The sequence below is a fragment of the Nitrosospira sp. TNL300 genome (assembly GCF_055385915.1).
Map to the genome: position 1 here is coordinate 3,047,486 of NZ_AP041005.1, position 21,154 is coordinate 3,068,639.

Sequence of the window (21,154 nt, forward strand, 5' to 3'; positions counted from 1 at the left end):
AAGATAAAGGGGATAGACAGGCGGGTATAAGCAAGTGCTTGGGCTTTATCAGTAAACTGGCAGGTCCTTCGGATGATGAAGGACCTGCCAGACGAGGTTTCCCTGGAATTTCCTCAGTGCAGCGTGACCGGCTCCTCTTCTTCGCAAGCGAGATCGGCGCAATACTTCTCATAAACGCCGTCCAGGAATCCCCACAGCGCCTCGCATGCGCGCATGGTCGCGGCGAGCACCTCGACCTGCTTCTCGGGGGTGTCCGCAAACCGCTCGATCAACATCCATTCAGCCTGGGAATGATATACATCCGCTTCCTCGTGAACGCTGAAGAACTCGTAGCTTGAAGGATCGCTCATTCCGTAGTATCTCTCCAGTCCATCAATTTTTACCGAAGCGATGGACGGCACCTGCGATTCAAAGGCGTGCAACGCGGCAAGACCTGCATAGAACGGCTGGTTCAGGCAGATGTCGCGGAAGGTGGAAACCAGCCGTGCTGTTCCGGGCAGGGCAGAGGCCTGCGCAAGGTCCTTGTCGCTCGAACCCAGAGCCAGGGCGAAATTCTTCCACAGGGCCGGATGGTTCTTGTCACCATGCTCTTCGCTGATGAGGTTGTTGAGCACTTCCTGGCGCACACTGATGTCGCCGCTATTGTCTTCGCTATGAAAATGCGGCGTATTGAAATGTACAGCGCTCAGATAGGTCGGCTCGGCCAGCACATTGTGAAAATATTGTTCGGCATAACCGCGCAACTGCTCCTTGGTGAGCTTGCCTGCCGTCCAGGCCTGATAAAAAGGATGCTTCAACAAATGATTCGCATCAATGATGGAATCGACCTTTTGCTTGAAAGATGAGTGAGTTGTCATGTTTTTCCTCTAAAGCAGAGATGGTAATTCAGAGAATTTCCGGAGTAATCGGTTTGCATATCATCTACAAATAACGCGCGTAAGTCAAATTCGGTTCATTTTCTCGTACTGAAATCCTTCAATTTTTACCGTCTTTTGCGTCAAAAAGAGCGTAATACCCATACCCAGCATCGGGCGTGATGCTTGGTTAAGGTTTCCAGTCCTGTCGTTATCATTCATAAAGCAAAAATGATCGGTATGAATTTTTGAGAAACATTTATAATATAAGCTAGATATAGTCCAGCTTATAAGGAGTTGTAATGCGCGAAATTGGAGCTTTCGAAGCCAAGAACAAACTGGGTACCCTGCTTGACTGGGTCGAAAATGGCGAGGAAATTCTTATCACTCGACATGGCAAAGCCGTAGCGAGACTGGTTCCCGCTGAACCTGGCTTTAATCGTGCGAAAGCTCGTCAAGTGGCCCGTGGTTTGCTGGATGCCAGCCGCGGAGTTACACTGAACGGCCTCAAGATCAAGGATCTCATCAATGCAGGTCGTCTGTGAGCTTTGTTCTTGATAGCTCAGTAGCTCTATCATGGTGTTTCGAGGATGAGCATACTTCCGCTATCCTTGATTTGCTGGATCAGATCGTTGAAACCGGTGCAATGGCCCCGTCGTTGTGGCCCCTGGAAATTCTTAATGGTCTGGCCATGGCCGAGCGGCGGGGTCGGCTTGACGCGACCCGCCGTCATCAGCTGGCTGGCTTTCTCCGTGATCTCCCAGTTAATCTCGATCCTGAAACTGCAAGCCAAGCATGGACAGCAACTGCCTTGCTTGCCGAACGCTACCGACTCACCTTCTATGACGCAGCCTATCTGGAGCTGGCCCAACGCCTCGATTTGCCCTTGGCCACGCTCGATCAAGAACTGCGTGTTGCCGGCGGTGCACTTGGCGTCACCTTGCTATGATCAAGTTTCCCTAAACGAGATTGATCGAATCGTGATTTGATCGGAGTGGTTTGCCGTTTCGTCAGGGCAATCCTCCAGGGCCGTGATATCGCCAGCAGGATCAAAGCCGAAATACCCGTCCTGAGCGCTGCAACCCCCTCGGGTCCACCAGCGGAAAGAGGCTCTTTCCCAAAGCCGCTCCCAGATTGGTAGATAACTGAGCCAAGACTATCGCCAGACCACCGAAAGCTACTTTTTGATCCATCATTGCTGCCAATGTTTTCCCAGAGCATGTGCGTCTTATTAATACTCGAATTCTGTGATCTGACGTTTTCAGATTTAATTCATGTCAAAAAACCCTCCCTCTTGTTCTGAAATCAACGGACGAAACAGTTCCTCCCCCTGATTCACCACCTTACCCACTGCCGGTGTTACAGGCCATGCTTGCATCCTGTCAGCATCAAAGGGCTTGAGCAGGGATAGCAGAATCTCATCCCTCCTCAGGTCCGGGTCAAGCCATATATCCCAGACCTCCTGTGAAAGGATGACCGGCATCCGATCATGAATCGGCTGCATCAGCGCATTGCACTCTGCCGTGATGATGGCACAGCTCTCTTTCGTCTCTCCTGTGCCGCTGTCCCAGGTTTCCCATATGCCGGCAAATGAGAATGGTGCGCCGTCCCGGCTCGATATAAAATACGGCTGTTTGCGCCTGCCCTCCGTTTTCCATTCGAAGAACCCGGAAGCGGGGATCAGGCAACGCCGCTGGCGGAAGGACTGCCTGAACGTAGGTTTTTCGGCCACCGTCTCTGCCCTGGCGTTATTCAATACCGGCAGCTTCTTCATATCCTTGATCCAGTAGGGAATGAGGCCCCAGCGCATCATGGAACCCATGCGGCCACTGTCAGTATCGCGTATGGCGAGTATTTCCATGGTGGGCGCAATGTTATAGCGGGGCTTCAGTTCCGGTATGAATGAAGCGCGGTACCAGTCTGACAATACAGGATCAGGGTGATTCAAGCCGTAGCGTCCACACATTTTCAGCTATCCTTCCAGATTACACTTTTTTCATCCCATTGCGCGAGAGACTTCGGCATTTATGCCGGGGAGGGATAGCGCGGCAGCGTAAGCTGCTCCTTTTCTCGCTCCTCCTGTATTGTAAGCCATCTTGTTTTTCTCTATACTTGAAACGTGAAGCTTGTTGCCAACCTCAAACTTACGCCCTCTTCAGAGCAGGAATCCGCTTTGAAAAATACGCTTGAGCGTTGTAATGAAGCATGCAACTGGCTTTCGCAATCCGCATTTGAGCAAGGCGTATTCCGCCAGTACGACATGCACAAAGCGTTTTATGCCGAGCTTCGCGCTCGCTTCAGTCTGTCTGCTCAGGTTGCTGTGCGCTGCATCGCAAAAGTTGCTGATGCGTACAAGATTGACCAGGAGAAGGTGCGCACATTTCGCAAGCATTCCGCTCAACCGTACGATGACCGCATATTCAGGTTTGTTGGCGGCGATATGGTCTCGATTTGGCTCCTCGCTGGCAGAGAGAAGATTTCCTTTGCCTGCGGGGAGCATCAGCGAAGATTGCTTGCGCACCGCAAGGGCGAAGTTGATCTTATGTTCGTGCGTAGCAAGTGGTACATCTGCGCTGTATGCGACTTCGATGATCCTGGCCTGCTTACACCAGATGGGATGCTTGGCATTGATATGGGGATCGTCAACATCGCATCTGATAGCGTGGGCAATCAGTACTCTGGAGCGGGAGTCGAGGCTTACCGGGCCAGATATGCAAAGCGACGGGCAGAATTGCAGCGTGTTGGTTCTCGTGCAGCAAAGCGTCGCCTTCGCCACATGAGCGGCAAGCAACAAAGATTCCAGAAACATCAGAACCATTGCATCTCTAAAGCTATCGTTTCCACTGCTGAACGCTACGGCATGGGTATCGCGCTCGAAGATTTGACACATATCCGCAGCCGTGTTAAGGCCAATAAAGAGCAAAGGGACCGGTTGCACAACTGGGGTTTCGGCCAGCTTCGCGATTTTGTGGAATACAAAGCAAAATGTGCTGGAGTGACGGTTGAAACAGTTGATCCGCGCAACACAAGCAGAACTTGCTCGGAGTGTAGGCATGTCTCCAAATCCAACAGAAAAACTCAATCCGAGTTCCGGTGTCAGGTCTGCGGACATAGTTGCAATGCCGACCTGAATGCCGCCCGCAACATCGCGGGTAGGGTACCTGTAAACGTGCCTGAATCGTTTTCGCATCGAAGTGTCCTCGGTGCAGTTAAAAGCTCCCTCCTTTAGGGTGGGGGTTGTTTACATTGCATCAGGCCGCACCCCTTGGCAAACATTCTGCCCCTTGGGTTCATGACCTCCCCTGCCCCGTCTTCATAGGGCTTCAATCTCCGCTCCTAATGCCACACCTGCCCCTGCTGCATCCCATTCCTGCGGGACCGCCTGTTCCTGGGTGTTTATCCCTGGTAACGCCTCTTCCCGGTTACCCCTGAGCGTACCCTCGGGCGAGCTTCCGAATGGCCGCCAAGGGCTCGTTGCTGGTACAATCCTGATGAGCTATCAGGTGCAGGAGTCGTAATCAGGATTTCCAGGATTTCGCGCCTTTCACTCAGGCCGCGCGCCTTCACTTTGCAAGCCTTTTATCGGGCTGAAGATTTTATTCAACGCTTTTCTTAGCTGAAACGCGGCTTTACTTTCTCAAGCAGGATTGCCATGGATGAGCAATCGAGCCTGCTGGCGCTGTTTACCAGCAGCTTTCTTGCTGCCACGTTACTTCCGGGCGGCTCTGAAGCAGTACTATTTGGCGTGCTGACAGCTTACCCCGAGCTTTACTGGCCTGCTCTAGGGCTTGCTTCAGTCGGCAACACCATGGGGGGCATGAGTTCCTATGCGATAGGCCTCTTGCTGCCCGATGAGAAGTCACTGCTTAAAAGATTGGGGGGGAGCACGCGGGGTTTGATCTGGGTGCGCAAATATGGCAGCCCGGTCCTGCTGCTCGCCTGGGTGCCTGTCATTGGGGATGTGCTATGCGTGGCAGCAGGATGGCTTCGGATTAACTGGATATCGACCATGCTGTTCATGGCCGTAGGAAAGTTTGCCCGGTACTGGGCCATCGCCGCTGCGATCAGCCTATAGATAATCTATGGACGACTATGGACGAAATATACAGTCGCTTCAGTCCCGCTTCATGAGGCACAAGCACCATCGATGGGCTCAGGGGGCCGCCATTGGCCAGCGTTCCCCTCGTCGATATCAATCACTCGGATCAATTTGTCTGGATTTATTTTGCTTCGGCACTTTCCAGCAGCTTCTGCAGCTCACCGCTCTGGTACATTTCGGAAACAATATCCGAGCCTCCGACAAACTCTCCGTTAACATAGAGCTGCGGGATGGTAGGCCAGTTTGAGTAATCCTTGATGCCCTGGCGAAATTCCGGTTCTGCGAGCACATCCACTGCGAAAAGATCATCCACGCCGCAAGCGTTGAGGACTTTTACTGCGTGGGCCGAAAAACCGCACTGTGGGGCTGCCGGCGAACCTTTCATGTAGAGCACCACGGGATGCGTGGTGACTTGTTGCTTGATGATTTCCTGCATATCCATATCTGACTCCTCAAAAACGTTAGCTCTGCAAATCGGATTATCGAGGAAAGCCTTCCAAGGGCAGGCAATTCTTCGATTATTATTGCATTTTAGCAGCTTCTCTCGGGAAACTCCTAAACCATCCACCGCTTACCCGCATTATTCCAGCGAGATCGGGATGGGAGAACACCTCCCTGAAGCCTGCTTCGCTCAGGAGGCGTCTGCAAGCTTCCGCCTGATCGTAACCGTGCTCCAGCAGCAGTGAGCCTTCGGGCGCCAGATGAACGGGAGCGGAAGCAATAATCAACCGGATGCAGTCAAGACCTTCTCCCTGGGCCATGAGTGCGATCTGCGGCTCGAAGCGCAGATCGCCCTGGGCCAGATGAGGATCGTCCCTCGCTACATAAGGCGGATTGGATACGATCAGATCGAAACTTTCTCCGGCCACCCCCTCAAACCAGTCTGCCTCCATAACGCGCACATTATTCAGCTTGAATCGCGCGGCGTTGGCGTTGGCAACGGCGACCGCGGCGGCTGAAACATCGACTGCGGTAACCTCTGCCAGCGGACGATGCCTGGCCAGGGTCAGCGCGATAGCGCCGCTGCCCGTCCCTAAATCAAGAATCCTGCACGGGTGATGCGGAGGAATCCGCGCCAGCGCGAGATCGATCAATAATTCGGTTTCGGGTCGAGGAACGAGTACCGCAGGCGTGACGTTGAACTCCAGACTGTAGAACTCACGCGTGCCCGTCAGATAAGCAACCGGTTCGCCCAGGGCGCGCCTGTCTGTCAGCAGGTAAAACGCTTGCGTCTGCTCGGCGGTCAGTTTCTGCTCGGGATGCGCAAGAAGGTAGGCATGATTTACGTTGAGGACGTACTGCAACAGCATCCGCGCGTCGATATCGGCAACGTTCCGGCGGACTTGCCCCAGCGCTTCAAAAATTGTGATGGACGACACCGGAACGGGGAATCTACTCCGCCATTGCCGCCAACTGCTCGGCCTGATGCTCGGCCAGCAGCGCGGAGCAAAGCTCGTTCAAATCCCCATCCATGATCTGCTCGATCTTGTACAGCGTCAGATTGATGCGGTGATCCGTTATCCGCCCCTGGGGAAAATTGTAAGTGCGGATACGTCCTGAACGGTCACCCGTACCTATCAGTGACTTGCGCGTTGCCGCCTGTTTGCTTTGCTGCTCCTGCATCTGCTTGTCGCGGATGCGCGCAGCCAGCACGCTCATCGCCTGCGCCTTGTTTTTATGCTGAGAACGGCCATCCTGGCATTCGACCACGATTCCCGTCGGCAGGTGGGTGATGCGCACGGCAGAATCAGTCTTGTTGATATGTTGCCCTCCTGCCCCCGAAGCGCGAAAAGTGTCGATTCTCAGTTCGGCAGGATTGAGCGCGACATCCTCGATCTCGTCTGCTTCGGGCATCACCGCGACGGTGCAGGCGGAAGTATGGATGCGCCCCTGCGTCTCGGTCGCTGGCACCCGCTGCACCCGGTGCCCGCCCGATTCAAACTTGAGTCTGGAATAGGCGCCTTCACCGCTGATTTTGGCAATGATTTCCTTATACCCGCCGGCGTCGGACGGGCTTTGCGAAATGATTTCCACCTGCCAGCGCTGTCGTTCAGCAAAGCGTGCATACATGCGAAACAGGTCGGCCGCAAATAGCGCAGACTCGTCTCCCCCGGTACCGGCCCGGATCTCCAGAAAAATATTGCGCTCATCGTTCGGGTCTTTGGGCAGCAATTGCTTCTGCAATTCCGCGCCATAACGCCCCAGCCTCTCTTTGGCGTCCCGTATTTCAGCATCGGCAAACTCGCGCATGTCAACGTCAGCAGCCATCTCCTGCGCGGTATGAATATCCTGCTCGCTTTGCAGATAAGCGTTATACAAGTCGACCACGGGCGCGATCTCCGCACGTTCACGCGCCAGCTTGCGGTATTGATCGAGATTGACCATGATGTTTTCGCTGCTCAGCAGACGATTCAACTCCTCCAGGCGCACGCTGAGTTGCGTGAGCTTGGCAGCTATACTTTTGTTCATTCTGAGGGATGAAGGTGATACAGGCGGCTGATCAGGTCGACCAGATCGTCACGCTCGTCCTCAGCGGCGTGGTTGAGCGCGTAGGAGGGTAAATGGAGAAACTTGTTGGTAAGCCCGTTGCTCAGGGATTCGATGATTTTCTGCGGATCCTCACCTTTGGCCAGCAGTTTTTTTGCCCGCTCCAGTTCATGACGTCGGTAACGCTCCGCCTGGTCGCGCAAGGCGCGTATGGTGGGCACAACGTGGCGCGATTCCAGCCAGTGCATGAAATTGACCACATTCGAGTCGATAATCGCCTCTGCCTGCGCCACCGCTCCCTGCCGGGAATCCAGACCTTCCTTGACGATATCGGCAAGGTCATCCACCGAATAGAGGAACACATCATCCAGTTCCGCCACCTCGGGCTCCACATCCCGCGGCACAGCCAGATCCACCATGAAAATCGGTCGGTGCTTGCGTGCCTTGATCGCCCGCTCCAGCATGCCCTTGCCAAGAATGGGGAGCGTGCTCGCGGTACAGGTGACGACAATATCATGAAGCGCCAACTGGTCGGGAAGCTCGTTCAGGGTGATGACTTGCCCGTTCAACCGATGCGCCAGGGCCTGCGCCCGCTCGACAGTCCGATTGGCGACAGTGATGCGCTTCGGATGACGGGCAGCGAAATGACTCGCACATAGCTCGATCATCTCGCCCGCACCGATGAATAACACGCGCTGCTCACCGATGTCCCCGAAAATGCGTTCTGCCAGCCGTGTAGAGGCCGCCGCCATGGAAACGGAATTTGTCCCTATTTCGGTGGAGCTGCGAACCTCCTTCGCAACAAAAAAGGTGCGCTGGAACAGCTTATGCAACAGCATGCCGAGCGTGCCTGCATGCTCAGCCGATTTCACTGCATCCTTCAACTGGCCAAGTATCTGCGGTTCGCCCAGCACCATGGAATCCAGTCCGCTGGCAACGCGGAAGGCGTGCTTTACAGCCTTTTCCCTAGGCAGCCTGTAGAGATACGGCTCAAGCTCACGAGTCGGCAACTGGTGAAAATCCGCCAGCCAGTGAGTGGCTTCGTCCGGCTTATCGGTACTGCAATAAATCTCGGTGCGATTGCAGGTGGAAACAATCGCCGCTTCTCTCACCGGACGATGGCTTACCAGATCGTGCAACGCATCCTCCATCGCGTCCGCCGGAAACGACACCTGCTCGCGCACATCCAGCGGCGCGGTCTGGTGGTTGATGCCGAAGGCAAATAACTGCATCGAAGACACGTTAGCTCAGTACCGGCTGAATTTTAAAATTTCGTGATTATAGTATTACAAGCATTTGAATACCAACAATTGGAAGAGTTTCGGGTCCAGAAAAAAATATGGGAACAGGTCAAGCGGGCTCAACAACCCGCATCAGAGGGAAACTTCAGGATTGATCAAAAAGGCAGAGCTGCAGGCTTCCTCAATGTAGTGCACTGTGGGGCTCAAGGGGAACATCATTCCCAGCATTAAGAATCTTTTCCAGGAAATCCCCATGACTGGTATCCTGAGCCACAGCCCATTGTGCAATAGCTGGTCTTCAGATTACCTTAGCCAAGCTTGATATCAATATCCGCGGAATCACCAAGACGATTAGAGAGGATTGTGCGCGCACGAAAGCATGACTCTATCATTTAGCCCAAGAACCCCATGAACTCACCCTCTGATGAATCGACGATCGAATTGAAGGCACCGGCCCTTGAGGTCGCCGCACCGATTGTTACCGAAAAAATAACTCTCCTTGACACTGAGCCAAGGGAAAGGAGCGCAACGGCTCTTTGGATACTTGCATTCATCGCCATCATTGCCGCGCTATATCTGGCGCGGGCTTTCCTTGTTCCGCTATTGTTTGGCATCCTGGTAAGTTACACATTAAGCCCGGTGGTGGATTGGTTTGAACGCTATCGTATTCCCCGCGCATTGGGGGCGATATGTGTACTGGGAGTGCTCGTCGGAGGCACTTCCTGGATGACACTCTCTTTAAGCCCCGATGCGGCAATAATGGCTGAACAACTTCCGGAGACGGCGCGCAAGTTGCGGCAAAGTTTAGACATTTTGCGCGATGGGAACTGGAGTACGTTGCGTCATGTTCAGCAAGCTGCTGATGAACTCCAGCGCGTTGCTATCGATGCCGGTCTGGAATCAGCAGCAGATCGCGCAGTCATAGTCAAGGAATCGGAGAATAGTGCGTGGTTGCGAGATCTTATGCTCACGCAGTCAGCGTTGCTGGTCACGTTTACTGCACAAGCCCCGGTAGTATTGCTGCTTACTTATTTCTTGCTGGCTGCAGGTAGTCATTTCCGACGCAAGCTTGTACAGTTTGTCGGCCCGACGCTTTCTCAGAAGAAAGATACGGTGCGGATACTTGAAGAAGTGGATAATCAAATCCAGCGCTACCTCCTTGCCATGTTGATATCGAATGCTTTAATTGCCGTCATGTCCTGGTTGGCGTTCGAAATGCTGGGACTGAAGCATCCCGCCATATGGGGGGTAGCTGCCGGAGTACTGCATTTTATTCCGTACCTGGGAACTGTCGGGGTTGCGCTTGCCTCCGGCATTGCCGCGTTGCTGCAATTTGGATCGCTTGCCCAGGCATTTTTACTGGTAGCGGTATTTTTGCTTATTTCAGGCGTAGTGGGAATGGTGTTTACCACATGGCTACAGGGCAGATTTGCACGCGTGAATCCCGCAGTTCTATTCATCGCACTATTATTCTTCGCCTGGCTGTGGGGCATAGCAGGTTTACTGCTCGGAGCCCCATTACTGGCTATTGTCAAAGTAATCTGCGATCGAGTCGAATCGCTCAAACCGATGGGCGAACTCTTGGGACAGTAATCAACTTTTGCATTGACGGAGGGGCGACCCCCCGAAGAGGCAAGGCGCTAGAGGCTGCTAATACAGCGCTCAGTGCATGGAACAATAGCGACACTACCAACGTTCCGCCGTGAGCTGTTAAGCAACTTGAGGTAATTTTTTTAAATGTGGTCTACCGAACAGTATGAGCTGCTAAAAAGCGTTAATCTGATTTCAATGCTGTAACGATTTACTGAATTACGGCAAATCATCTTAAATTTCATAGAAAAAGGAGATCGACTTATGAATAAGGATCAAGTGAAAGGAACCGCGAAAGACATCGCAGGAAAAATTGAGGAAGAGGCCGGAAGGGCGGCAGGAAGTAAAGAGCATGAGGCTAAGGGCCTTGGCAAGCAAGTTGCCGGTAAGGCACAGAAGAAATATGGAGACGCCAAGGAAGCCGTGAAGGACGCGGCAGACAAGCTTTAAATTAACTTTCCAAACATCCCCTTCCTCTCAGCCAAAAACCCGCTTAGGCGGGTTTTTGGCTATTTGATTCAGCCTGCCTTCCCCTTCTTTTTTCTGAAGAAGACTTACATCACTCCAGAGTTATCGGCCTATTGGCTCCAATAAAAATGGACCGGCATATCTCAAGGGTCAAGGAATCAGGGCAGAATGCCCATCCATTTCACTTGCGTTTCACCTTCCTGCTGACTTCACTCCCAGGTGGCCTCTTGATAGAGGTCATGGATGCTGCCGAGCGTCCTATGCACATTATAAATTCTGTAACAAACCGTCCATACAATCGGTGCTTGCATTCACTTTAAGGAGCTCGATAAATGGCTAAATATGTTCCTTATGTAAGAACCGAACAAGGCTACATAGAACGAAGTTCTTACGCTATTTTCAACTCCCCGGATAGCAGTTCCAGCAGTTGCGTAGCTCCCTATATACATGAAGAACAGCTTTTCGGATGGCCTGAATCGAAGGTGTACTGGGCTGCTAAAGTTGGACCCAGCGTGGGTCTGGCTCCACTCGATCTCTGTCCGGATCACATTCCCGGCCGATAACAGGCCGACAATAAAAAACCGAAGCGATGGGGCATGTCAGCAGTACGTGGACAGGGTTGTTTATTCGTTCGAGGATAGCTTTTCGCTGAGCTCTTCAAGAAAACCTTGCTGCCCAGGACGAACACGCCGCTTTCCTTCGGGAATGTCAAACCACTCCGCTCGATCCACCTCCGGGAACTCCCGGATTCTGCCGGAACCTTTCGGCCACTCCATGCTGAAGGCATTTGAGATCAGCCCGGAGGAGTCCCAATCGCTTTCCGTAGCCCATGCATCCACCAGCTTCCCGCTGGGTTGTTTGCGTTGCGTAAGTGGAAGAAAGGGACCTGATGGACGATGCCCGGTTTCCTCAAAAAACTCCCTCAACGCAGCCTGCAACGGCTCTTCATCCTCCTCGTATTCGCCCTTTGCGATCGACCATGCCCCGAAATCCTTGTTTTTCCAGAACGGACCTCCAGGATGGACAAGCAGAACTTCCAGCCGACCGTTTCGTCTGCGATAGGGCAGGATACCCGCGCTTTTCTTACCATACCTCATATCTATCTGACAGGCAATCCACGCTCTTTTTCAGCGAAAACATTATCGGAATATCTTTCTTCAAGCGCAGGTTATTACTATCCGTTGCAAAACATGATGAGAGGCCCAAATAAGTTTATCATTAACCCACACCATCACACTGTGAGGCAAAAAATTCTAGCCCAATGAGATAGCCGCATGTTGAAACGCGTGGGATTTAGCCTGATCGATTTGATGCGCGGCACGACCTCGGTTGAGTTATTTCGCCAGTTGGAAAGCATACAATTTGAGTCGGCCATGGCGTTACAGCAGCGCCAAAAGCAGTTGCTGGATGACTACTTCGATGCCATTCGGACAGCTCTTCCTCTCTATGCTGAATACCGCTCCTTTGAAGAACTACCGATAATTGACAAGAATTTTGCAAACCGCAATCGGGACCAGCTGACAAATTCCCATTACCGTGGAAGACGCGTGCGTAAAAAAACCGGAGGATCCACTGGAGAGCCGTTAGTTTTCTACACCGGAACTCAATCCCAGTCTTACCTGTGGGCTGGGATCCTCTTGAGCTGGTGCGCAGCCGGCTACCGACTGGGTGAACCGGTCGCTTTTCTTGCTGGTTTATCGCTATTCGGTACTGGCTTCAAAGAGAATGCTTACTATAAGCTCATGAACGTCAAGCTGTTCTCGGCCTTTGAACTTTCGGACGAGTGCTTGCAAGCTTACGCCAGGGAAATATCCTCGGGCGGCTTCCGGCTCATCTATGGATATGCGGGGGCAATTTACCGACTTGCTCAGCACGTGATTGCTTCTCCGACACGCCCTCGTTTTGGCCTGCGCGGCGTCGTATGTACAGCAGAGGTCTTGACACCAATGATGCGCCACGTGATTGAGACTGCATTTGCCGCACCCTGTTTCAACCAGTACGGTTGCCATGATGCAGGAGTGTCGGCATATGAATGCGAGCGAAGGCAGGGCCTTCACCTTATTACCACTCGATGCTATCACGAGGTGCTCGAAGGGGGAAAGCTTATTTCCACCGATCTTTCCAATCGTGTTTTTTTTCTGGCACGTTATGATACTGGTGACCTGGTAATGATGGAGGATAAGCCTTGTCCCTGTGGACGCGGTTTTCCACTGATTGGCGAGGTGACTGGGCGAAGCAACGATCTGGTTTCCGACCCGGAGGGCAATGGCGTCCATTTTATGTTCTTTAATTATTTGTTCCGTGAAGACAGCAGAATCTCCTCCTTTCAGGTTTTATACGATTGCCATAAGCTCGTAATTAATATTCATTGTCGCGAAACGGGGAATGATTGGTCGAGCTATCTGGAGCAAACGAGGTCTTCTCTCAAATTCAATCAGATCGCCTTCGTGGAGAATTTTTCCTTCATATTGTCGGCGCGTGGCAAGCATAGATTCGTAGTTCGGGTAGACGACGTCGATGCAGTATTGGCCGGAACTGAAAGAAAACATTAGAGCATTTTTGATTTAAGTAGTTACATGTATTAAACTACCTCAGGTCAATCATGAGAGAGGTGGGATATGCGTGCATACTCGCAGGATTTGAGGGATCGGGTGCTGCGCGCCCTGGAGCGAGCAGAGCGTCCGAGCGATATCTCCCGGCGTTTCGAAGTGAGTCGGATGTGGGTGTATGAGGTGCGACGGCGATGGGAAGAGCAGGGCTGTCGAAGCAGCCTGCCGATGGGTGGTCACCGCCGGTCGCGCATCGCCCATCTGGAAGGCACGATCCGTGGCTGGATCGAGAATGAGCCGGATTTGACGCTGGCCGAACTGTGTGAACGCCTGCAAGGCGAAGGGATCACGATCAAGTCGCCGGCGCTGTGGCACCAGTTGGACAGGTGGGGACTGAGCTTTAAAAAAAACTCTGCACGCCAGCGAGCAGCATCGCGAGGACGTGCAGCAGGCACGCCGTGACTGGCAGGACCAGCAGCCAAAGTGGGATATGGGAAGGCTGGTGTTTCTGGATGAGACGTGGATCACGACCAGTATGACCCGGTTGCGTGGTCGTGCCCCGCGCGGCACACGTTGTCTGGCTTATGCGCCTTGTGGCCATTGGAAGACGACCACTTTCATCGCTGGCCTGCGCCACGATGCGGTGAGCGCCCCGATGGTGGTCGATGGTCCGATCGATGGAGCGCTTTTCCTGGCATGGGTTCGTGACTTTCTTTGTCCCACCTTGCGTCCGGGCGACATCGTCATTGCCGACAACCTGTCCTGCCATAAGGTGTCCGGTGTCGAACAGGCTTTGACGGCTGTGGGAGCATCCCTGTGCTACCTGCCGCCTTATTCCCCTGACCTCAATCCGATCGAGAAACTCTTCGCCAAACTCAAAGCCATGCTGCGCAAAGCATCAAAGCGCACCGTCGATGCGCTCTGGAAGGAATTGAGCAAACTCCTCGATACCACCTCACCTCAGGAGTGTCAGAACTACTTCGAGGCCTGCGGATACGTCAACATGTAAAGCGAAAATGCTCTAATGCGTAAAACCGCACCTGGATGGGGGTGCTCACAGCGCAACACCTCGCCATTATCCAGTGACCCGGGCGAAATATCCGGGCTAGCCTACTGCTCTCCAAGCCAGTGCCTCTGTCGGCGCGCAAAAAAAAGAGCGTCCACTCGGGACGCTCAATTTGGATAGTTTTTCTCGTTCCTAGGATTTTGCCGAGTTGAAGTTGCCCAGGAGAATCAGGTCGCCCGGCACGGCGCAACTGCTGAATGAAATGTAGTTGTTCGATGGGAACAGCAGGTTTTTCAGCGCGAATACTGAAATGGAATCAAATTGGATCGACAGCTTTTCCGCAATCTGCGTCGGCACCTGGCTCTGTATCTGCTGATTGACCTGCGCGGCCAGATCGTCGGAGCCGCTAGGACCACCTCCGGAAAGATGTCCGCTGACAATGACACCCTGACCCGAGGTTTTGATCTCGATCGTCTGGTTGCGCCCATTTCCACCTACACTCACCGGCAATGCAGCTTTCACCTCGATTGTCACATCCGTTGCCAGCCTGGAATCGCTGCAGCGGGGGTCGCAATTCCACAAGCAGGGATAGTACGACGTGCAGGCACGCTCGTTATATTGCAGTGACTGCCCCCGCGACCCGCTGTAATACATCTGCCCGTTTGGCTGTACGACAATGGCGGTATCCGCCAGCGACCAGGAGACGTCGTTTCCGCCCGGGATCGAGTAGGTATACTGGGTGATCGATCCACTGCCATGACCGCTGCTGGTGGATGAACTATGGTTGAGTTTGCTCAAATCCACGCTGCCGGTGACGCTGGCGCTGGTGAACTTGGCCGACCACGCCTTGGCCGAACTGCCTGGATCGACCCCTTGCAGCGCCCAGCCATTGTTTCTCAAACTTTGCGGAAGCACATCCTTGAATATCAGCGCCGAGCGGACCATCATGCTGTTACTCTGGCCCTGCGGAATCGGCTCGGGGATATTGTTCAGGAAAGCCTGGGAGTAATTCAGCGCTGCCCGTCCTCCGGTCATGATGAAGAGCTGCAGCATCTCGTTATTGCCGGGTGTCTGAAGCGGCTTGAAGATAAAATCGCTTGGCTTGAGTGACTCCAGCGTGGGAATAGCGGTCAGGTCGAGCTGGTTGATCAGGTAGACCACAGGGTTATTGACGAAGTATTCCTTCACTGCCTTGTTGAATTCCACTTTGGTTGCGTCACTCAGATCGATGTTACTGATCGAGAACGTTCCCTCCTTCATGTCGAGTTGAACTTTCAAGACATTGTGATTGCTGTTGTCGATCTTGACCGTTCCTGCCACCTTGGCCAGTTGAATCACCGCCGTCAAGGTTTCGCCACCGATAGATTGGGGGGTATCGCACTGTTCAGGAAATGATCCCACTTTCGAACAGCGCTCTACTGAGCCGTTCAAAACCTCCATTTTCAGCATGGCCGTATTGTTGTTATTGACGCTGAAATTTAGAAGGGGATAGCCGTATTCGATGGTAAAGCGGTTGATCACAGTCACGTCCCCCGGATATTTCTCCGAAGTGTTGACAACGATTTTGTTTTTGTAGGCTGTATCCTTTTTCAGGGCTTCGTACTGGTCCTTCAGCGCTCTGTTGATCTCTTCCAGATTCATGTTGAACACCACATCCCAGCCGTTGGTGCAGCTTCCCTGAGCATACATCTGCTTCAGCAACGTGTCTGCGGAGGGCAGGGCTGGAGCCGCAGCAAGCAGCGGGCGGAAACCTTCAGCTGCCGGGGCCGCAAGCACCGTGGGCAAGCCTGATGCGAGCAGGCGATTCAATGCGCGGCGCTGCATGACTTTCTGCGCATCCGCAATTCTTGCTTCCAGCACGAAGGACAACCGAATCGTCAAACTATCGCCATTGAACCGCAGGCCCTTGTTCGTGCTCGTGTTCGGCAGCGAAATCTCCCAGATGGAAAAAGGCGTCACCCGGCTTACACCTTCAGACCAGGATTGTCCCCCATCGGAAAACCTGGGCGAGTTGTCGGGGGCGTTATAGCTGTATATGCGCTCGCGCCACGGCGTGCGGAATGTCAGCGGATCACGATGCAGGTTGCGATCGTGAAAGGGGGTTCCGCTATAGGCCAGGCGCAGCAGATAAGTACCGCTTTCAGTTGACTTGACACCTTCCACGGAAGCAACCACGGAAACTATCCTGGCGTTGACATATTGGTAGAAAGCCGGCGCATCCAGGAAGATGGTAGTACGAAAGATATTGCCGTCAGTCAATTCCTCTGGCTTCACTCCTTCGATAACGTATTCGATCGGCTTGGTTCGTGTGACCTGATACTGGGCGAGCAGGGATTTGGCTTCCAGCGTGGCGGCTTTCTGCTGAACCACCGCAGCGCTGAATTTCAGCAGACTGTACGCCAACACGGGTGTGGCGGGCTGAAGGTTGGCGTATTGAAGCGCCAGGTCCTGCATCAGGAATGCCTTGGCAAGAATTGTGAGCATCTGGTTCTGGATGAATGTCAGGTGCCCGGTCAACGCTACCAGATCGATTGCGGAACGGTCCAGATCCTTCACCTGGGCAGGATGCAGCTTCTGCTGCAATTCCTCCAGCCGTTTTGCCTGACGGCTGTTGATCTCTTTCTGTTTCTGGTTGGTATAGATGTCTCGTTGCAGGGCGTGCAATGCGGATTCAGCGCTGGTTACAGCCTTGCCGCGCAGCACCATCATGGCAAAAGCCGCTTGCAGGCTTGCCTTTTCCGGCTTGATGTCCGGACCCGATGCCATGATCTGGTTGAACTGGATCGACATTTCGTCCCAGGATAAGCTGGAAGGCGACCCGAACTGGGCATCGTCCAGATCATCCAGCGCGTGCTCGGCGTTTTCCAGCCCCTTGGCGCCGGTGCTGGCGCCGGTATAGAGCTTGGACAGGGCGTTGAGTACATTCAGCGTCTTCTGGATGCGTTGCACGGTGAGGCCAAGGTCTTTCACTGCGGAGATGGAGGATGCCGGGATGGCGATGGAAGTGCCAAGGCTGAACAGATTGGTGGCCACTTCCAGGCCGAACTTGATCGCTTCCATGGTTTGCCACTGCTGTACCGCGGATTTATATTTCTGTACTGCCAGGTTCACTTCTCCCTGGGCTTCGAACAGTGATGCACGCAGATCGTTGATCTTGTTCTGCTGCTGGTCAGCCTCGGTCTTGCTCTGGACAATCAGCGAATCGTAGAATCCTTCCAGGTCTCTCTGCTGATCGGCATTCGCCTTGATCACATCGCTGACCAACTCGCCCGACTTGATGATGTTCTCATTGAGCGTCCTGCCGACATCGATCACCCGTTCTTCCAGGCGCCGAGTGGCCATGCGCTGTTCGTTTTGCGCCACCTGCAGCTGTATCCTGTCCAGATAGCTGAGTATGCTTTGCACATACTGCTCGTAGTCTGTATAAGGCAGGATCGGAACGAAGCTGCCATATTCCGGATTGATGGCGTAGCTGGCGAGATCCATCGCACGGATACGCAACGCAAGGAGCTCTTCGCTACCGCTTACGCCTGATAGAAATTCCGCCAACCAGTTCAGATAATCGCGCACGAACTGCTGGAGAGAACTGTTGGCCTTGCCTGACTGGTCGCTGATGACCGCTTCGGCAAATGTCATGGAAAACTGAAGGCTGTTCACAAGCAAAGGCACGGCCTCAGCGGGAGGCACAACGCGCACGTCATCCGCGACAAAAGGCGTTGCCTCTGCGCCTTCGCCTTCCAGGTCGAACCTGAGCCCATCCACGATGACACTGTAGCGTGAGCCGGAACTGTTTCTGATTGTCAAGGCACCGAGAAACTCATCACACCCCAATTGCAGCGATTCAAATGCTTCATCCGTCAGGGAGATCGCCCTGGGTTGGCCTTGCACCCGCATATCCAGCACCTGCCCGAACAGCCGCACTTTTTTTCCGGGCACCTCGATGGGTTTGTTGCTGCTTACGGATAATACGTTGGCAAAAAGAATGAAATCCTGCACTTCTTCAGCAGCCACGAGCTGCATGTCTGCAAGATCCAGACGTGCCTTGTACGCATTGACAGTTGGAGTGGCAATGAATGATACGACCCCGGCGGTATCCTGCGGCAGCATGCGGACAAAATCGCGCTGGTCGTAAATGGAAAAATTCGGCTGTATCGTCGTACGGTACTTCTGCGCCATCGCGCCTTTGAAGATGCGCTGCCAGATCAGCCCGCGCTTCTGTTCGATCATCACACTCAGGCTGGCAAGACGCACACCTATGATTGTCTGCTCGTCGAATTCCTGCTGGAGATCGACAAGCGACAGCGCAGAGTTGACGTTGAACAGCGAGAACACGCTGTTCTTGCTTGACCACAGCTTATCCAGCCAATCGCCCTGCTCCAGGGTCGAGTTGAAGACGGCGGAATTGCTCAGGCAAATGACACTTCCATACTCTTCCACGTAGCCGAACATACCGGCCGCACGGTCAGTCGTAAACTGGACAAAATTTTGCGAGCCAGGACCCGATAGCGGATTACTGCCGTCTGCATAAGCCGACTTTATGCGCGCAAACTGTTCGGGCTGATAGGCAAATACCTGAAGGATGGTATCGCCCAGCTCCACGCCGGAAACATAATGGGTGCCAAACTCGCGGAAAGAATCGAGGACCTTGTTGGCATCATCCTTTGTCAGTTGATCGCCGTAGTCCTGCAGCCGGGTGCGCCCGGCATGCCGCAACTGGATCGCAACCGAAGTGAAGGCAGGAGTGAGCCCATACTCGGGATCGGGCTGGCGGGGACGCGCGTGTACCAGAATGCCGCCCACCTCCGACGCATGGTTGTCCGCTCCATCCACCCTTACCAGTTTGACCAGCGCATAACGTAATCCCGGCTTCGTCAAATCCACCCCGACGGTTTTTGAGAGTATTTGCAGGGAAGCCCGGCTGCCAGCAGCACCCGCGAGCAAGGCGCCCGGCCCAAAGGAAGGCGCATCGATGTCGCTGGAAGGCTTGACGACCTCATACGGAATCAGCTCGTCCAGCAAATCCAGGGCCGTTTCATGAAGCGTAATCACTGGGTAAGACCACGAGCCTCGGTGCTCGACCGGCTCCACAGGCTTTAAATCCATCGCCTGTTGTTCGGCGGAATAGAGGATGTTGAGCAACCCCTTCTGCGGCTGCCAGTTCGGGTTAAGACCGCGAACAAGATTGGTGGAAAAACCGATGCTGAAATCCGGATTATTATTCATGATTTATGCATATCCCTGAAAGGTTGGCGATGAGGATCAAACAGGTGATAACTGCTTGAAGAGGAAGAGACGTGATACGGCTGAGCCAAAAAGGATATACAGATGGTTAGCGCTTCAAAGCGCGGGAATAAGGGCAGATTGGCGTTCTATTTGAGGTTTTGCCGATTTGGCTTCGATGGCCGATCTTTAGGGTGGACAAGACAGCGGCATAGCGACTGCTGATAGCGTAGCACTAGGATTTTGGTATTGATTGCCGAGCCCATCGAAAAAAGGAGTTGGATGAGAGGCGGGAGCTTGATTGTGGGGAGCAGAAAGCTCGAACATTTAGATGCGATCTGCTTCTGAAAATGCTGAAGCTCTGCCTAGAATCCTGGGACTAATCTAACTCTAAGCTAGAGACATCTGAGACTGCCTCGGGAAGTGCCAATTATTTCAACCGATACGTCTACAAACCCCTAGATTGCTTGTACTAATGAGTTCTGAGCCTAGAAGAACAAGGGTATCTGATCCTTACGCTTTGAATAACATCTTGTGTTTCATCATCCGGCACACGCCATCTAGACCAGGAAACATTGTTGCCGCAGAAAGTCCCATAAACTCGAGATCCTCTAAAGCCTCAAATGCACAACCAATTGGGATGTCGGCGGCAATTAAGTATTTTATTCCGCTTCTTTTTTCCGCAGAGCAAATAAATTGCTCAACATCAGCTACGTTGGTTATGAGGAACTTTCCCTGCTGGGCATATAACCTCGGATTGTTTCTTGGTAGGATTGATAAAGAGATGATGTAAGGAGAATAGAACGGGACAGTTACTACTGGAATTCTGGTACTGTCTACAAAGTCTCGGGTGAGCCCATAAACCCGAACATGTGTCGCCGATGAGCGTGTTTCCCGAAATTCCACCGCATCGGAAAAAGCAAAGAATGCTGCAATATAGGGGGAGTCTGTCCAATCCAGTAGTGGTGTCGGGAGCCCATGGTGCTGAGCGAGGCCAAGTAAGGTCGAATAATCCTCAATATCGTTTAAATCAAATCTTTGCCCCAGAACTGTTTCGGAGTGCTCTCTAAATTTTGGAAGAGACTCAGCATCATATCGCTCAAGTCGGTGTCTTCCAACCCGACTTAAGGTAGTTCTGAGGCGAAACTTATTACTCCCGTGGCCACGAAAAATGACGGCATCATTCTTTATTCGTGCGATCTTCGCCCATGCCTTGAATTCATCCCAAGTTGTACAGTTATCTGGAATTAAGTCGTCAGTAAGATTATACGGTGAAAGGCTAACGCACCCTTTTCTATCGGATTCATGAATCCACTCGCCCACAAGAGCTCCGTTTTTTCTTTGTAGCGTGGCGGTGAATTGTTGAAGAAATTCGTTATCTTCATTGGAGGGCTTATTTACTCTGCGTACCGCTCCATAACGATCGACCTGATAAAACTCTTGAGGTATGAGTTTTATGTTTCCACTGTCCTCCTCCAATAGCTGCACTAAGATCGCCCGAGGAGCGACCTTTTCGCCCCACCAATGCACCATCGCTTGGTTTGGGCAGTCATGATCCCTGCAGAGCATGGCTTCCAAGATTTCATACGACGTTTCTATTGTCCCAAACAGTTGCATTGGTAATGGCATTAATATTTCGC

18 protein-coding genes are annotated in these 21,154 nt (G+C 53.0%); 9 read left to right on the forward strand and 9 right to left on the reverse strand.

The window, feature by feature from the left end; all coding sequences use genetic code 11:
* Positions 1 to 113: 113 nt before the first annotated feature.
* Positions 114 to 857 carry a 4-aminobenzoate synthase gene (locus tag ACZ5BW_RS13995; protein WP_464541007.1) on the reverse strand — a complete coding sequence of 248 codons (744 nt, stop codon included), beginning with the start codon at positions 855 to 857 and terminating at the stop codon, positions 114 to 116.
* Between the two features lie 299 nt (positions 858 to 1,156).
* Between ACZ5BW_RS13995 and ACZ5BW_RS14000 the strand changes: the two genes are divergently transcribed.
* Positions 1,157 to 1,399, forward strand: a complete 243-nt coding sequence (locus tag ACZ5BW_RS14000) for a type II toxin-antitoxin system Phd/YefM family antitoxin (RefSeq protein ID WP_464541009.1) — start codon at positions 1,157 to 1,159, stop codon at positions 1,397 to 1,399.
* Complete coding sequence (locus tag ACZ5BW_RS14005; RefSeq protein WP_464541011.1) at positions 1,396 to 1,803, forward strand: type II toxin-antitoxin system VapC family toxin; 408 nt, start codon at positions 1,396 to 1,398, stop codon at positions 1,801 to 1,803. The genes ACZ5BW_RS14000 and ACZ5BW_RS14005 overlap by 4 nt, the downstream gene beginning before the upstream one ends.
* A gap of 318 nt (positions 1,804 to 2,121) precedes the next feature.
* On the opposite strand, the gene ACZ5BW_RS14010 is transcribed toward ACZ5BW_RS14005, so the two are convergent.
* Positions 2,122 to 2,820 carry an SOS response-associated peptidase gene (locus ACZ5BW_RS14010; protein ID WP_464541013.1) on the reverse strand — a complete coding sequence of 233 codons (699 nt, stop codon included), beginning with the start codon at positions 2,818 to 2,820 and terminating at the stop codon, positions 2,122 to 2,124.
* Between the two features lie 153 nt (positions 2,821 to 2,973).
* On the opposite strand from ACZ5BW_RS14010, the gene ACZ5BW_RS14015 reads away from it, so the two are divergent.
* Positions 2,974 to 4,083, forward strand: coding sequence for an RNA-guided endonuclease InsQ/TnpB family protein (locus ACZ5BW_RS14015; protein ID WP_464541015.1), 1,110 nt, complete (start codon positions 2,974 to 2,976; stop codon positions 4,081 to 4,083).
* 423 nt (positions 4,084 to 4,506) lie between these two features.
* The gene (locus ACZ5BW_RS14020; protein WP_464541017.1) at positions 4,507 to 4,929 is read left to right on the forward strand and encodes a YqaA family protein; all 423 of its coding nucleotides are present in this window, start codon (positions 4,507 to 4,509) and stop codon (positions 4,927 to 4,929) included.
* Between the two features lie 145 nt (positions 4,930 to 5,074).
* Here the strand turns inward: ACZ5BW_RS14020 and grxD are convergent, their stop codons facing one another.
* The 4 genes from grxD to hemA all read right to left on the reverse strand — a co-directional run bounded on the left by grxD (position 5,075) and on the right by hemA (position 8,672).
* Entirely contained in the window at positions 5,075 to 5,395 is a 321-nt protein-coding gene (grxD, locus tag ACZ5BW_RS14025; RefSeq protein WP_464541019.1) for a Grx4 family monothiol glutaredoxin, read from the reverse strand.
* A 79-nt stretch (positions 5,396 to 5,474) separates the two neighbouring features.
* Positions 5,475 to 6,332, reverse strand: coding sequence for a peptide chain release factor N(5)-glutamine methyltransferase (prmC, locus tag ACZ5BW_RS14030; protein ID WP_464541021.1), 858 nt, complete (start codon positions 6,330 to 6,332; stop codon positions 5,475 to 5,477).
* A gap of 13 nt (positions 6,333 to 6,345) precedes the next feature.
* Positions 6,346 to 7,422 (reverse strand): peptide chain release factor 1, encoded by a 1,077-nt coding sequence (gene prfA / locus ACZ5BW_RS14035; RefSeq protein WP_464541023.1) that lies wholly within the window; start codon positions 7,420 to 7,422, stop codon positions 6,346 to 6,348.
* Positions 7,419 to 8,672 (reverse strand): glutamyl-tRNA reductase, encoded by a 1,254-nt coding sequence (hemA, locus tag ACZ5BW_RS14040; RefSeq protein ID WP_107762865.1) that lies wholly within the window; start codon positions 8,670 to 8,672, stop codon positions 7,419 to 7,421. Before hemA ends, prfA begins: the two co-directional genes overlap by 4 nt.
* A 417-nt stretch (positions 8,673 to 9,089) precedes the next feature.
* Between hemA and ACZ5BW_RS14045 the strand changes: the two genes are divergently transcribed.
* Entirely contained in the window at positions 9,090 to 10,274 is a 1,185-nt protein-coding gene (locus ACZ5BW_RS14045) for an AI-2E family transporter (protein WP_464541025.1), read from the forward strand.
* A gap of 261 nt (positions 10,275 to 10,535) precedes the next feature.
* Positions 10,536 to 10,721: a CsbD family protein gene (locus ACZ5BW_RS14050; protein WP_107762867.1), complete on the forward strand. Its 186-nt coding sequence runs from the start codon at positions 10,536 to 10,538 to the stop codon at positions 10,719 to 10,721.
* A 641-nt stretch (positions 10,722 to 11,362) separates the two neighbouring features.
* Here the strand turns inward: ACZ5BW_RS14050 and ACZ5BW_RS14055 are convergent.
* A complete protein-coding gene (locus ACZ5BW_RS14055; RefSeq protein WP_464541027.1) occupies positions 11,363 to 11,836 on the reverse strand; it encodes an NUDIX hydrolase in 474 nt (157 codons plus the stop codon).
* 177 nt (positions 11,837 to 12,013) lie between these two features.
* On the opposite strand from ACZ5BW_RS14055, the gene ACZ5BW_RS14060 reads away from it, so the two are divergent.
* The 3 genes from ACZ5BW_RS14060 to ACZ5BW_RS14070 all read left to right on the forward strand — a co-directional run bounded on the left by ACZ5BW_RS14060 (position 12,014) and on the right by ACZ5BW_RS14070 (position 14,297).
* Positions 12,014 to 13,291: a hypothetical protein gene (locus ACZ5BW_RS14060; protein WP_464541029.1), complete on the forward strand. Its 1,278-nt coding sequence runs from the start codon at positions 12,014 to 12,016 to the stop codon at positions 13,289 to 13,291.
* Positions 13,292 to 13,357: 66 nt separating this feature from the next.
* A complete protein-coding gene (locus ACZ5BW_RS14065; protein ID WP_464541031.1) occupies positions 13,358 to 13,750 on the forward strand; it encodes a helix-turn-helix domain-containing protein in 393 nt (130 codons plus the stop codon).
* Positions 13,731 to 14,297, forward strand: a complete 567-nt coding sequence (locus ACZ5BW_RS14070; protein WP_464541033.1) for an IS630 family transposase — start codon at positions 13,731 to 13,733, stop codon at positions 14,295 to 14,297. The genes ACZ5BW_RS14065 and ACZ5BW_RS14070 overlap by 20 nt, the downstream gene beginning before the upstream one ends.
* Positions 14,298 to 14,486: 189 nt before the next feature.
* Here ACZ5BW_RS14070 and ACZ5BW_RS14075 read toward each other — a convergent pair whose 3' ends face one another.
* Together ACZ5BW_RS14075 and ACZ5BW_RS14080 are read right to left on the reverse strand one after the other, a co-directional pair.
* Positions 14,487 to 19,517 (reverse strand): hypothetical protein, encoded by a 5,031-nt coding sequence (locus ACZ5BW_RS14075; protein ID WP_464541035.1) that lies wholly within the window; start codon positions 19,515 to 19,517, stop codon positions 14,487 to 14,489.
* A 510-nt stretch (positions 19,518 to 20,027) separates the two neighbouring features.
* Complete coding sequence (locus ACZ5BW_RS14080; RefSeq protein WP_464541037.1) at positions 20,028 to 21,143, reverse strand: FRG domain-containing protein; 1,116 nt, start codon at positions 21,141 to 21,143, stop codon at positions 20,028 to 20,030.
* Positions 21,144 to 21,154 lie beyond the last annotated feature (11 nt).